14 protein-coding genes are annotated in these 12,792 nt (G+C 51.2%); 6 read left to right on the top strand and 8 right to left on the bottom strand.

Going from position 1 to position 12,792, the window contains the following annotated elements; translation table 11 throughout:
* Positions 1-3 precede the first annotated feature (3 nt).
* The 4 genes from AMM03_RS03795 to AMM03_RS03780 are packed head-to-tail and all read left to right on the top strand — an operon-like array spanning position 4 to position 4,335.
* Positions 4-1,416: an FAD-dependent oxidoreductase gene (locus tag AMM03_RS03795; RefSeq protein WP_228764550.1), complete on the top strand. Its 1,413-nt coding sequence runs from the start codon at positions 4-6 to the stop codon at positions 1,414-1,416.
* Positions 1,413-2,786, top strand: coding sequence for an MmgE/PrpD family protein (locus AMM03_RS03790; protein ID WP_090129084.1), 1,374 nt, complete (start codon positions 1,413-1,415; stop codon positions 2,784-2,786). Before AMM03_RS03795 ends, AMM03_RS03790 begins: the two co-directional genes overlap by 4 nt.
* Positions 2,787-2,809: 23 nt before the next feature.
* Positions 2,810-3,427, top strand: a complete 618-nt coding sequence (locus AMM03_RS03785) for a flavin reductase family protein (protein WP_090129083.1) — start codon at positions 2,810-2,812, stop codon at positions 3,425-3,427.
* A 38-nt stretch (positions 3,428-3,465) separates the two neighbouring features.
* Positions 3,466-4,335 carry an isocitrate lyase/PEP mutase family protein gene (locus tag AMM03_RS03780; protein WP_090129082.1) on the top strand — a complete coding sequence of 290 codons (870 nt, stop codon included), beginning with the start codon at positions 3,466-3,468 and terminating at the stop codon, positions 4,333-4,335.
* A 70-nt stretch (positions 4,336-4,405) separates the two neighbouring features.
* Here AMM03_RS03780 and AMM03_RS03775 read toward each other — a convergent pair whose 3' ends face one another.
* The 8 genes from AMM03_RS03775 to AMM03_RS03740 are packed head-to-tail and all read right to left on the bottom strand — an operon-like array spanning position 4,406 to position 10,483.
* The gene (locus AMM03_RS03775; RefSeq protein WP_090129081.1) at positions 4,406-5,302 is read right to left on the bottom strand and encodes an amidohydrolase family protein; all 897 of its coding nucleotides are present in this window, start codon (positions 5,300-5,302) and stop codon (positions 4,406-4,408) included.
* A 9-nt stretch (positions 5,303-5,311) separates the two neighbouring features.
* Positions 5,312-5,971 (bottom strand): 3-oxoacid CoA-transferase subunit B, encoded by a 660-nt coding sequence (locus AMM03_RS03770; protein WP_090129080.1) that lies wholly within the window; start codon positions 5,969-5,971, stop codon positions 5,312-5,314.
* Positions 5,968-6,675, bottom strand: coding sequence for a 3-oxoacid CoA-transferase subunit A (locus AMM03_RS03765; protein ID WP_090129079.1), 708 nt, complete (start codon positions 6,673-6,675; stop codon positions 5,968-5,970). Before AMM03_RS03765 ends, AMM03_RS03770 begins: the two co-directional genes overlap by 4 nt.
* 20 nt (positions 6,676-6,695) lie before the next feature.
* The gene (locus tag AMM03_RS03760) at positions 6,696-7,193 is read right to left on the bottom strand and encodes a DUF4286 family protein (RefSeq protein ID WP_090129078.1); all 498 of its coding nucleotides are present in this window, start codon (positions 7,191-7,193) and stop codon (positions 6,696-6,698) included.
* An 11-nt stretch (positions 7,194-7,204) separates the two neighbouring features.
* On the bottom strand, positions 7,205-7,732 hold the full coding sequence (locus tag AMM03_RS03755; RefSeq protein ID WP_194942749.1) for a carboxymuconolactone decarboxylase family protein: 528 nt from the start codon (positions 7,730-7,732) through the stop codon (positions 7,205-7,207).
* The gene (locus AMM03_RS03750) at positions 7,732-8,706 is read right to left on the bottom strand and encodes a Bug family tripartite tricarboxylate transporter substrate binding protein (protein WP_090129077.1); all 975 of its coding nucleotides are present in this window, start codon (positions 8,704-8,706) and stop codon (positions 7,732-7,734) included. The genes AMM03_RS03755 and AMM03_RS03750 overlap by 1 nt, the downstream gene beginning before the upstream one ends.
* Before the next feature lie 34 nt (positions 8,707-8,740).
* Positions 8,741-9,538 carry an SDR family NAD(P)-dependent oxidoreductase gene (locus tag AMM03_RS03745; protein WP_090129076.1) on the bottom strand — a complete coding sequence of 266 codons (798 nt, stop codon included), beginning with the start codon at positions 9,536-9,538 and terminating at the stop codon, positions 8,741-8,743.
* A gap of 54 nt (positions 9,539-9,592) precedes the next feature.
* Positions 9,593-10,483: a LysR family transcriptional regulator gene (locus tag AMM03_RS03740; protein WP_090129075.1), complete on the bottom strand. Its 891-nt coding sequence runs from the start codon at positions 10,481-10,483 to the stop codon at positions 9,593-9,595.
* A gap of 125 nt (positions 10,484-10,608) precedes the next feature.
* Here AMM03_RS03740 and AMM03_RS03735 point away from each other — a divergent pair, with 125 nt between their 5' ends.
* Positions 10,609-11,607: a Bug family tripartite tricarboxylate transporter substrate binding protein gene (locus tag AMM03_RS03735; protein WP_090129074.1), complete on the top strand. Its 999-nt coding sequence runs from the start codon at positions 10,609-10,611 to the stop codon at positions 11,605-11,607.
* A 2-nt stretch (positions 11,608-11,609) separates the two neighbouring features.
* Positions 11,610-12,791: a M20 aminoacylase family protein gene (locus AMM03_RS03730; protein ID WP_090129073.1), complete on the top strand. Its 1,182-nt coding sequence runs from the start codon at positions 11,610-11,612 to the stop codon at positions 12,789-12,791.
* Position 12,792 lies beyond the last annotated feature (1 nt).

The following is a 12,792-nucleotide window of genomic DNA, read 5'->3' as shown; positions in this document are numbered from 1 at the left end:
GCAATGACTGTGCTTGACAACCCAGATATGGAAGTAGATGTTTTGATCATCGGCGCGGGTGGCTGCGGCTTGAGTGCCGCCATTGCCGCGCATGACGACGGGGCCAACGTGGCCATCGTCGAAAAACGAGATCAACCTGGCGGCAATACAGCGCTGAGCACCGGCTCGATTCCGGGTGCTGGCAGTCGATTCCAAAAAGCCGCCAACATTGTTGACTCACCTGAAGTGCTGATCGCTGATCTTGAACGCATCGCGGGTCGCCATGAACTGAGCGATGTCAGCGACAAACTGTCGCGCATTTCAGCTGAGCTTTGTGAATGGTTGGTAGACAGCGTTCCTGCGCGCATGAGCCTGATTACGGATTATTGCCATGTGGGACACACAGTGCCACGTTTGCATGCGCCAGCCTCTCGGCGCGGACAAGACTTGATGGACGACTTGCTGGCTGGCGTTGAAAAGCGCGACATCCCGCTGGCAGTTGGCAATCCGGTTCAATCGTTGATCACCTCTGCGCAAGGCGAAGTCATTGGCGCTGTGATTGGCGGCAAGGGCGTTGAGACCACACGCATCAAAGCGGGCAAAGTGATCTTGGCTTGCAATGGCTTCGCAGCCAATCGCGATTTGGTCAAAGAATTTTGTCCTGAAATTGCCGGTGCTGAATATTTTGGTGCCTTAGGAAGCCAAGGCGAAGCGGTTCAATGGGGCCGCGAATTAGGCGCAGGTCTTGCCAACATGGGTGCTTATCAAGGCTATGCCGCAGTAGCGTACCCCCACGGCTCATTGCTTTCTTGGACCACACTGGAAAAAGGTGGCATTTTGGTCAATTCACGGGGTGAGCGTTTTGGCAATGAAGACATCGGGTACTCTGGCTATGCACGCATGGTGCTGGGACAGCAAACCGAAGTCTTTGCTATTTTTGACGATCGCATCAAAGCCATTGCAGACAAAGAAGAAGAGTTTCGAGAATTGGTCAATTTAGGTGGCATCAAGTCAGCTGACAATATTGAAGCGTTGGCCGCGCTGTTCAAGCTCCCTGCAGAAAGCTTGGCGCAAACGCTTCATGCTTACAACGAGGCTGCGCAAGGCAAACAGACCGACAGCTTTGGTCGCAGCAAATTTGCCTTGGCCCCACTCCAGTCGAATCTCTGGATTTGTCGCGTTACACCAGGCTTGTTTCACACGCAAGGGGGCTTGGCCATCGACACCCGTGGTCGCGTCTTGAAAAAAGACGGCACGCCCATCCCTAACTTGTATGCTGGTGGCGGTGCTGCTGGCGGCATCAGCGGTCAAACGGGTGCCATGGGCTATGCCTCGGGCAACGGACTTCTGACAGCGATCGGTTTGGGTTACATCAGTGGCAAAGATGCCACACAAGTACTCAAAGACAGCGCTCAACTCAAAGGCCATCAGTCATGACGCACAGCGAGCGGATGGTTGACTTTGCGCTCGCCCTAAGTCAAAGCGACATTCCGTCCGATGTGTCTTCGTTAGCACGACTTCACACTTTGGATGCATTGGGTGTTGGTATTGCTGCATCGGGTGGTTTGGTGCAGCAACAAATGGCGCACAGTCTTTTAAAGAATCAGGCGCAAGGTCTATGTACCGTGTTAGGCCACAGCGTCTCAACACACAGCGCCAATGCAGCCCTCCTCAATGGCAGCTTTATTCATGCGCTTGAGTACGATGACACGCACATGGCCTCCATCGTGCATGGCAGCGCAGTCATCGTGCCTGCTGCCTTGGCCGCAGCCGAGCAAAACCAACTCAGCTTGGGCGAACTCACGCGTTTGATCACCATTGGGTGGGAAGTTTTGATTCGTGTGGGTTTGGCAGCGCCAGGCGCATTTCAACGTCGAGGCTTTCAAGTCACGTCCGTGGGTGGGGGTTTGGTCTCTGCACTTTTGAGTGGGCTTGCTGCGGGCGCATCGCGCAATCAACTGGTTTCGGCACAGGGCATTGCCGGAAGCCAAGCATCGGGTATTTTTGAATTTTTAAGCGAAGGTGCCACCGTGAAGGCCATGCATCCAGGGTGGGCCGCGCACTCTGGCAGTATGGCCGCCACATTGGCCATTGCAGGAATGACGGGCCCATCGACAGTTTACGAAGGTCGGTTTGGTTTGTACAACACGTACACCGACCATGCCGATGCTGCTTCAGCCTTAGGCCAAGAACTCAATAGCTTGGGGCAAGCATGGACACTGCGCGAAGCCGCATTCAAACTATTTCCTTGCTGTCATTACATCCATCCATTTTTAGAAGCTGTGCAGCAACTCAAGTTGCAAAACTCATCGCTTCAAAATATCCAGTCGATTGAATGCAAAGTACCGCAAGGTGCCGCTGCCATCATTTGCGAACCTTGGCGTCGCAAACAAACGCCCACCATTCTGAACGAAGCCAAATACAGCCTGCCCTATTGCATGGCATTGGTATTTCTGGATATTCCCATTACTGCTCAGCACTTCCTTTCAGACACGGTCAATGCTGAGGCTGTTGCATTTGCACAAAAGATCAGTTGGACGCCTATGTTGGACGCAGACTTTCCCAACAAGTTTCAAGCAGAAATTGAAGTTCATCACACAAGTGGAAATGCTTCGATCATACGCATTGACCAAGTCAAGGGCAGCGCAGACCGACCGGCTTCAGTGGCAGAGATAGAAACCAAGTTCAAATCCAACACCTCCGCCAGATTTAAAACGCAAACACAAAATGCAGTCATTGATCTCATATTGCAGGGCGCTAATGACTTACCTGTCGCAAAGCTCAGTGAGTTACTTGTTTCCCGCTAATTGATTTACATCCTTTGCTGCCAATGAACACCGATACTTATTTTTACGATCCCCTAAAAGGTCATGGCCTACCGCATGATCCCTTTAAAGCCATTTTGGCGCCCCGTGTCATTGGTTGGATTGGCAGTTTGAATTCAAAGGGCCAAGCCAACTTGGCGCCCTATAGTTTCTTTGGCGGCTTCTCCGACAAACCCAAAGTCATTGCGTTTTCAAGCGACGGCTACAAAGACAGCATTCGGAACATTGAAGAAACAGGCGAATTCACTTGGAACCTCACGAGTCGCCAACTGGCGCAAGCCATGAATAAAAGTTCAGCGCCAGTGCCCCCTGAAGTGAATGAGTTTGAAATGGCAGGACTGACACAAGTGCCGGGCCGTCATGTCAAAGCGCCACGCGTAGGGGAGTCTCCCGCTTCCTTTGAATGCAAGCTCCTCCAAATTTTGCGCTTGAATGACCTTGAAGGCCAAGCGATTCACAATTGGATAGCCATTGGGCAAGTCGTGGGGGTTCATATTCGACATGAATTCATGGAAGATGGACGCTTCAACCTCCAAGCCGCACAACCTGTCTTGCGAGCTGGGTACAAAGGCGATTATTTCGAACTGGGCAGTCCATTTGAAATGATCCGTCCTGAAACATAAATTGACATCACCCTGAAAATTTTTACATTGAGATCAGCATGAGCAAAAATTCCAAAGCCATTCTTCGTGATCGCGTCAATCAGCGCAATGGCTTGTTGGTTCCAGGCGCCTTCAACGCAATGAGTGCGCGCACCATTGCAGACCTCGGGTTTGAAGCGGTGTACCTGAGCGGTGCAGGTCTCACCAACATGTATTACGGCCTACCCGACCTGGCATTCATCAGTTTGCGCGATGTGGTAGAACACACTTGTGCCATTCGGGATGCGGTAGAAATTCCATTGATTGTGGACATTGATACCGGATTCGGTAATGCACTGAATGTTCGGCAAACTGTGCGCGCATTAGAGCGAGCTGGTGCGGATGCCGTTCAAATTGAAGATCAAACTTTCCCTAAACGTTGTGGTCACTTTTCAGGCAAAGACGTAGCCCCAGTAGAAGAAATGATTTCCAAAATCAAGGCCGCCGTGGATGCCAGGCAAGATCAAAATTTTCAGATCATTGCCCGAACCGATGCGCGCGCCAAGTATGGTTTTGAAGCAGCCATTGAGCGCGCCATCCAATTTACGGAAGCAGGTGCTGATATTTTGTTTGTAGAAGCCACTGAAAGCATGGAAGAGGTGCGCGCTCTGACCAAGCTACTAGAGAGACCACAGCTCATTAACATTGTGATTGGCGGCAAAACGCCAGCGCTCGATCAGGCCGAATTGGCTGAACTGGGTTTTGGTGTGGTGCTCTACGCCAATGCAGCATTGCAAGGTGCTGCCTTGGGAATGCAGAAATCTTTAGGTCAACTCAAGCAAAATGGCCGCTTGGATGAAGACCCCTCTGTGGTGGTGCCGTTTCTAGAGCGACAGCGCATGGTGAACAAGCCCTACTTTGACAGTCTTGAGAAAAAATACAGTTATTGAAACTGGCAGGGAGGACTGCATCATCAATGAGGCAGTTCAATGAGGCATTTCAGTGAAGTATTTAGTTGGCTTAAGTATCAAACCGATAGAGTACTTGCGGATTGATCACCAACAATTGATGCAGGGCTTGTTCGCTTGGTGCAATTTTTGAAAGTGCATCAACCAATTCGCCATCATCAGGTATGTGCGTGTGATTAGGATGTGGCCAATCCAATCCCCAAACACATTGCATAGGAAAATTGGCCACCAAGCGAGCGGCCAAAGGCGTACCCATGGGGTAGCCGCTTCCCGCGTGAGATGACGAATCTATGCGGTCAATGCCACTCACTTTGACGCGCACATTTTCTTTGTCTAGCATTTTCATCAAAGCTTGAAAATCGGCGTGGTTTTCACCCAAAGTCGCATCGACACGGCCCATGTGATCAATGACCACGGGCACCGAACTCTTCAACAATGCGGCCCCTACGCTATGCACCAATTCACTTTCAAAGTGAACCTGCAGGTGCATGCCGACATCTGCCATCCTTGGGGTCAGCTTGAGAACATCATTGACGTCATAGCCCCCTGAGATATGCTTCATGAAGTGAAATCGCAAAGCTCTGAAGCCTCTGGCGGCCAGGCGTTTGAGTTCTGCATCTGACACATCAACGTCTACCAAGGCTACGCCCAAGTAATTGCCGCCGCCAGCATCGATGGCATCTTCCACCACTGAGTTGTCATTGCCATGAACAATCGACTGAACAATGATGCAACGCTCAATACCCAAACGTTGATGCAGCGCAAATAGCTTCTCCTTGGACGCATCGGCTGGCGTGATTTTCCGGGTGGGAGAAAAAGGAAACCTTGCCCGAGGCCCAAACACATGCACGTGGGCATCGCATGACTTGGCTGGCAATGTCAATTTGGATAGCGACGGTATGTCCAAATAAGTTTGAACAACTGATTCAGAGGACGTTGATTGAGACATGCTAGCCTTCTAAATTGATGACGCCGCTGGTCTGATAGGGAGGCCAATCATGTGTGACAGCGTCTGCAGATTCAATCCATCCACCACATCGATCAGAGTGAGACCCTCAGGTCCACAAGCCAAAGTTGCAAGATCTGAATAAATGCGGCTGACACAAGCCACACCCGTTAAGGGATAAGTGCAGGCCGATACCAATTTGCTTTCACCCTTCTTGGTGAGCAGGTCCATCATGACCCACGTTTCCTTGGCTCCTACGGCCAAATCCATGGCGCCACCTACGGCTGGAATAGAGCCTTTCTCACCCGTGCTCCAATTGGCCAAATCACCTGTCGCTGAAACCTGAAAGGCACCCAATACACAGATGTCAATGTGGCCGCCACGCATCATGGCGAAGCTATCGGCATGGTGAAAGAATGCACCACCCTTCAACATCGTCACAGGCTGCTTGCCCGCATTGATCAAATCAAAGTCTTCATCGCCAGCTGCGGGGGCTGGGCCCATGCCCAGAATGCCGTTTTCGCTTTGCAGAATGACTTCTTTTTCCCGAGGAATGAAGTTGGCTACCAAGGTAGGCTGACCAATTCCCAAATTGACATAGGCGCCTTCAGGAATATCTTGCGCAACGCGATGCGCCAACTCTTGTTTGGCTCTAGCTTTGTAATTGCTCATTGAAAGCCTCCAGCTGTGGTGGCCTTGTGCTCTATGCGCACAATCTTGCTGACAAAAATGCCAGGGGTAATGACTGCTTCAGGATCTAGCTCACCCAATTCCACAATCTTGTGGACGGAGGCCACCGTTTTCTTTGCAGCCATTGCCATGACTGGCCCAAAGTTTCGAGCTGCTTTTCTATAAATCAAGTTACCCCATCTGTCGCCCGCTTCTGCTTTGATCAAGGCCAAATCGCCATGGATGGGGTATTCCAAGACATAATTTTTGCCATTGATCAGGCGTGTTTCTTTGGGAGAGCCGTCTGCGTTCAAGGCCATGAGGGTGCCATACCCTGTGGGTGTAAAAAAAGCCCCAACACCAGCACCTGCTGCGCGCAAACGCTCAGCCAAATTGCCCTGCGGCACCAACTCGAGTTCTACTTTTTTTGACAAATAAAGCTCATCAAACACATAGGAGTCGGCCTGCCTTGGAAAACTGCAAATAATTTTGCGAATGCGCCCCGCTTTTAGCAAGGCTGCCAAACCATGCTCAGCATTTCCAGCGTTGTTGTTGACAACGACCAGATCACGAGCACCTTGATCGATCAAACCATCGACCAATTCACTAGGAATGCCAGCGGTGCCAAACCCACCGATTAAAACGGTGGCCCCATCTTGCGTCCCTGCGACTGCTTGCGCAATGGAGTCTGCAATTTTGTTAATCATTGAAACTTGAACTCAAGAAATTAAGTGCATCGCACGAAGTGCTGCCGAAAAGTATTAAAAAACATAGGCCTCACCCTTGAGCTCCAAGCTGTATGGCGAACTGCCAACCACTCCTTACTTTCCAGAATATGGGGAGACTCCAATTCATAGCAAGCAATAAAACGAGGACCACCAGACAAACGCAAGTACCTTTTGGCTGAAATGACGCCCGCAACCTGCGACAAACCCACCAGATGCTCTGTGTTGTACCAAGCGTTCATCTCTTCTTCTTGCTCCGGCTTCACATCTGTTTCCACAACATAGTGAAAATTCCCTGCGGATTGGTAGCTAGCCCCCTTCAAATCCAAGAGCAAACTCAAGGAAGTTGCCTCAAGCATTGGGGGGGTGTCAGCGTGCCAATAGGCTCGATACAAAGCTTGATCAACGGCTTGCCACCAAATTAAATCAGCAGCCGAGCGTTTGTATTCATCGGTCTCTAAAAACGAGCCCGTCCGCTCTAACAGATGAGTGGCGATCATCCGAATTCCTCTCAATGAACAATGTTGAGCGCTACCAAGAAGCGCGAGACCATGTTGTATGCAGCGACCGTGGCCACCAACTCCACCACTTTCTCTGCGGAGTATTGGCGAGTGACTTCTGCCATCAACTCGGCGGGCACTTCAACGTCGCGCGTCATGTGGTCTGTCATTTGTAGAAGTCTTTTTTCTTCAGCACTAAATACATCAGGCAGCGTCAGGTCTCGAAGCGCGTCAATTTTGGCTTGCGGAACACCGGCTTTTAGCGCATGTGGAATGTGCGCTTCAAATTCAAAGCTGGCTTTGTTCAAAACCGCAACTCGCAAAATCATGAGTTCTCGCAGGTCTGCGGGGACAGATGATTGATTGCGTACTGCAGTCAGCATGGCCTCCCAGCCCTTTGCAATGGGTGCGCTGTTCAGCAGGACTTGGTAGAGCAAAGAGATGCGGCCACGCTCTTTGAGGATGCGCTCTTCAATCTCTTTAAGCTCGGGGCGTGTACCGCCCACCACCAAAGGAACTCGGATGTGATCGGTGCTCATCAGTCGGCCGTGATGTTTCGAGCTTTGACGAGGCGCGCCCACTTTTCTGTGTCTGCGGCCAGCATGGCACCCAGCTCTTCAGGAGAGGTGGCTTTGGGCTCAGCGCCCGACTGCGTCATTTTGGCATTGGCAGCTGGATCGGCAACGGCTTGTTGAATAGCACGGTTAAGCGCCTTGACCGTGTCAGGCGCTGTTTTGGAAGATACAAAAAAACCATACCAATTGTTGGTGTCGACAGACTTAAAGCCTTGCTCTTCAAACGTTTTAACTTCAGGCAATAAAGGATGGCGTGTCTTGGAAGCCATACCCAAGGCACGCAGTTTGCCGCCTTTAATTTGCGCCATGACTGCAGGCACATCGGCAAAGAAACCAATCACTTGGCCACCTAACAAATCGTTCAATGCCGGCGCCATGCCGTTGTAGGGAACATGAAGCATATCAATGCCAGTTGAATACTCCAATTGCAAAAGTGCCAAATGCGGAATGCTGCCTTTGCCTGATGAGGCAATCGCCATAGGTTCTTTTTTGGCTTTTGCAGCTGCCATCAATTCAACTGCATCCTTTGCCGGATTGTTTGTATTCACCACAAACACCTCCACATTGTTGGCTGCCAATGAAACAGGTGCAAAGTCTTTTTGCATGTTGTAAGACAGTTTGGGAAACAACGCTGGGTTGATGGCTGCAGCACCTACGCTGGTCAACCAAAGGGTTGAGCCATCCGCTTCGGATTTCAAAACTTCGTTGGCGCCAATGGCACCACTGGCACCTGGCTTGTTTTCAACAATGACGGTTTTGCCAAGTGCTCGCCCAAGCGGTTCGGCCAAGGTTCTGGCCATGGCGTCAACGGGACCGCCGGCTGCAAAAGCCACAATGATTCGAACGGGTTTGTTGGGTGTTTGTGCCAAAGCACTCCACCCTGTCATGGCCAATGCAAGCGCAAGGCCTAGCGATTTGAAAATTTTTCTTTTAGTCATGTCTTGTCTCCAATGGTTCAAAATAACAGGTCAATCAATCACAACGAGCGGTCATACCGCCGTCCACCACAATTTCTGTGCCGGTAATAAATTGTGCTTCATCGCTGGCCAAAAATAAGGCTGCGCTGGCTGTATCGCGGCCATCGCCCATAAATCCCAAGGGAATTCGCTTGACCCTTGCCGCCAGCAATGCCTCTACATCGCCGCCAGTTCTTTGCTTGGCCAATCGGGCTTCCACCATGGGTGTGTTCAGTTGACCAGGGACCACTGTGTTAACCCTGATGCCATAGGGCGCGTGCTGAACTGCCACCACTTTGGACATTTGAATCACGCCCGCTTTGGCGGCGGCATAGGCCACTTGTGCACTGCCTGTCCAACGCGTGCCGGATGTCGATGCCACATTGACAATAGCGCCACGTTTGTTGGCAATCATAGTTGGCAAAACATGTTTGCAAGTCAAAAAGACACTTTTCAAATTCACGTTGAACTGCGAATCCCAAACTTCCTCGGTCATTTCAACGGGGCCACCTGCAGCAGAACCGCCCACGTTATTAATGAGAATGTCGATGGTCTTGTATTTTTCCAAGCATGCCTGGACCATGGCTTGAACGCTATTTGAATTGGTCACGTCGCAAACATGCGTGTGAATCGAATTGCTGGCGCTGCCCGCTCGGGTCAATGTTTCGTCAAGACTTGCGGCATCGCGGTCCACCGCAAATACCAGAGCCCCTTCTTCTGCCAAACGCACTGCCATGGCGCGCCCATTTCCCCATCCCGATGCAATACAACCTGCACCCGTCACTACCGCGACTTTGCCACTAAATCTATTCATTGGACTACCTGTTCAAAAGGGTTAGTTTAGTCATTTGAAAAAAGTTTGCAGAGGCTACTGTCGCCCACGTTCAAGCATGCTTCGGGCCGCCTGAAACAACAATCTAGCCAAAGGCGACTCTGTTCTGGACTTCAAAGTGACCCATCCGAACCGGGCGTTGGCATTCAAGGGCGGTGACATCTTCAATTCAACCAAGTCTGGCGCAAGTGCACGCACGGCCACCACCACCGTTTGTGTGCTCCTGGCCACATCCAACAAACTGGAAATTTCTTCACACCTAAGCTTGACCATTTGATCCGGGTGCGCCTGGGGACCATAACGTTCGATCAAGACGCGGGCGACTTCGTCACTGAGAGGCGTTGAAGCTACTGGATATGCACACACTTGCTCTAAACGCACGCTCTTCAATTTGGCCAAAGGATGGCCTTTGCGGCACATGAACGCGCCAGGTAACTCGCACAGCGGTTCGACTTGCAAATCATTGGCGGGGCTCAGTGAACGAATGTCTAAGATCAATGCGTCCAATGTTCGATCGCGTAATTGCTGAACCAACATGGGCGTGGCGCCTCTTGCTATGTCCAGACGCGCTTGCGGAAATTCTGTGGCCATGTGCGTCAGCAAAGGCGTCATCCACAAGGCGCCAGGCCCCGAACCCAAGCCCAATTTGACCTGACCGGTTTGACCGCTCAAAAGTTCTTGACTGCTGTGCTTGAGGTGCTGCGCAGCAGCCAGTAAATCTTTGGCCTGCAGCAAGATGTGTTTGCCAAAAGCCGTCAGTTCATTTTTGCGTCCCACCCTGTCAAACAAAGGCTGACCTAATTCGTCTTCCAATGACTTGATGCTGCGGCTTAACGCGGGTTGCGTTAGAAACAGTTTTTCAGCAGATTTGCTGAATGAGCCCGTACTGGCCAGATCCAAGAAGTGCTTGAGTTGAACCAAAGTCATGCGCCACCACCTATGCATTTAAATTATGCTAATGCATATTATTATGCATTGGACTTTAAATTGTGGTGTTTTTAAAGTGCACACACCGATCAATTTTTTAATCACACACTCAAAAGGAATGCAGCATGAAAACAGTCTTTGAACAAAGCATCAAGCAAGTCGTGTCAGCCGTTGCGACGCTGTTGGTGGCCGGCTCCGTTTTTGCACAAGCTTACCCAAGCAAGCCCGTGACTCTTTTGGTGCCCTACCCCGCCGGCGGTTTGTCTGATGTGATTGCCCGTACCGTGAACAACACCTTGTCAAAAAACTTGGGTCAACCCGTCATTGTTGACAACTTGGGGGGGGCCAGTGGCGCCATTGCCGCTCAAAAAGTTCTGAGCGCACCTTCTGATGGTCAGATCATTTTTCAAGGCTCTCCCAACGAGCTGATCTTGGCACCTTTGGCTATTTCTGCAGTCAAGTTCAAGAGCGAAGACTTCCGCTTGGTTCAAATGATTGCCACTGCGCAAATTGGTTTCTTGGCACGCAAAGATTTGCCCGTGAACAACGTCGACGAATTTTTGGACTATGCACGCAAAGAAGCACAGGCAGGTCGCCCCATTACTTACGCCAGTGTGGGCCCAGGTTCTTTCTATCACCTGCTGGGCGAGCACTTGTCTAAGACAACCAACATCCCCATGACGCACATCCCCTACAAAGGCGCTGCGCCTGCAAACCAAGACTTGATTGGCGGCCAAGTCGATATCTTTTTGGCACCCTTTGGCAAAGCCTATGACGAGTTGCAAAAGCAAGGCAAGGTCAAAGTCTTGGCCATGCTGAACAGCGAGCGTTTGGAATCTGTCAAAGCTTACCCAGCCATTTCTGAAAGCAAGTCTTTGAAGAACTTCACGTTCAACATTTGGACGGGTTATTTTGTGAAAAAAGATACGCCCGAACCCATCGTTCAAGTCATTCACAAAACCATCACGGACGCTTTGAGTGACCCCGCTGTTCGCAACGGCTTAGAAGCCAACAGCCAACTGGTTGCCAAGCCACTGTCTTTGCAAGCCGTTGACAAAGCTTATACCGATGGCACAGCTCAGTTCCGCGCCATTGCCAAGTCCATCAACTTGCAACCCCAATAAGCATGAGCTACCTGCGCGAAGCCCTCACAGCCAGAGTGGGTGAATTCATTCAACTCCGACGTGATATTCACCGTCATCCGGAGTTGGCGTTTGAAGAACATCGCACATCAGAACTGGTTGCCTCCAAGTTAGAAGCATGGGGTTACGCTGTGCATCGCGGCCTAGGCGGCACAGGTGTTGTGGGCACACTCAAGCGTGGCACCAGTACTCGCACCCTAGGACTTCGTGCAGACATGGACGCCCTGCCCATTCAAGAAGACAGCGGCGCAGAATGGGCCAGTACAAAACTTGGTTTGATGCATGCGTGTGGCCACGATGGTCATACGGCCATGCTGCTGGCTGCAGCGCATGAGTTGGCCCGAAACGCAGATTTTGACGGTACTTTGCACCTCATTTTTCAGCCGGCAGAAGAAGGCGGCGGCGGTGCTCTGCGCATGATGCAAGATGGCCTCTTTGAGCTGTTTCCATGTGAAGCCATTTTTGCCATGCACAACATGCCTGGCGTGCCCACAGGCCATTTGGTATTTCGCGAAGGTGCTGCCATGGCTTCTAGCGACTATGTCAGCATTCGGCTGGAAGGCACTGGTGGCCATGGCGCTATGCCTCACCGCGCAGCCGATCCCATCGTTGCTGCAGCCTCCTTGGTTATGGCACTTCAGACCGTGGTTTCGCGCAATGTGGATCCCCTGCACACTGCCGTTGTTACAGTCGGCTCTGTTCATTCCGGAAAAGCCAACAATGTCATACCCGCATCGGCTCAGTTAGAGCTAAGCGTTCGCGCATTGGATCCCGCTGTTCGTCGACTGTTAGAACAACGCATCAAATCGCTGGTGGCCCTGCAAGCAGAAAGCTTTGGCGTCAAGGGCCATGTCGATTGGCGCGAGGGCTATTGCGTGTTGGTGAACACCGTTGAAGAAACCAACTTTGCAAGAGAAGTTGGTTTGGAACTGGTAGGCGCCGACAAAGTCATTGCCAATGGCCCGCCCCTGACAGGCAGCGAAGATTTTGCCTTCATGCTGGAAAAGATTCCTGGCAGCTATTTACTCATTGGCAACGGCGATGGCGACTCAGCAGGTGCCTGTATGGTGCACAACCCTGGCTACGACTTCAACGATGACAACATCGCCACAGGTTCGGCCTACTGGGTTCACTTGGTTCAAAAATATTTTTCTAAAACGATTTAAT

Origin of the sequence: Limnohabitans sp. Rim11, from assembly GCF_001269365.1 — a bacterium.
In the GTDB taxonomy this organism is placed as follows: Bacteria; Pseudomonadota; Gammaproteobacteria; order Burkholderiales; family Burkholderiaceae_C; genus Limnohabitans_A.
The sequence above is the reverse complement of the archived record's forward strand: the minus strand, read 5'-3'. Positions and strand labels throughout refer to the sequence as shown.